Below are 230 nucleotides of genomic sequence, written 5' to 3'. Positions count from 1 at the left end.
AAAACCACCGGGCCGATTCCTGTATAAGCCAATAATGCCAACAATGCACCCAATATACCTGCCGAAAAGTTGTTAATTAACATCTCAAACCCAGCCGGCAGCTTTCCTTCAATCGATTCATCAAACTTTTTTATTACATATCCACCAAGCGGCCCCATAATCATAGCCCCAAGAAACATCGGGATATCTACGCCAACTATTACACCGATTGTTGCAATGGCCCCGAGAAC

General features: G+C 44.3%; 1 pseudogene. It reads right to left on the bottom strand.

Annotated features, from left to right (window positions below):
• Nucleotides 1–230 (bottom strand): annotated as a pseudogene (locus Ga0466249_RS28120) (PTS mannitol transporter subunit IICBA); the annotation flags it as partial.

Origin of the sequence: Pelorhabdus rhamnosifermentans (assembly GCF_018835585.1) — a bacterium.
Taxonomy (GTDB): domain Bacteria; phylum Bacillota; class Negativicutes; order UMGS1260; family UMGS1260; genus Pelorhabdus; species Pelorhabdus rhamnosifermentans.
Note: the sequence above shows the minus strand (reverse complement) of the source record. Positions and strands in the feature narration are given on the sequence as shown.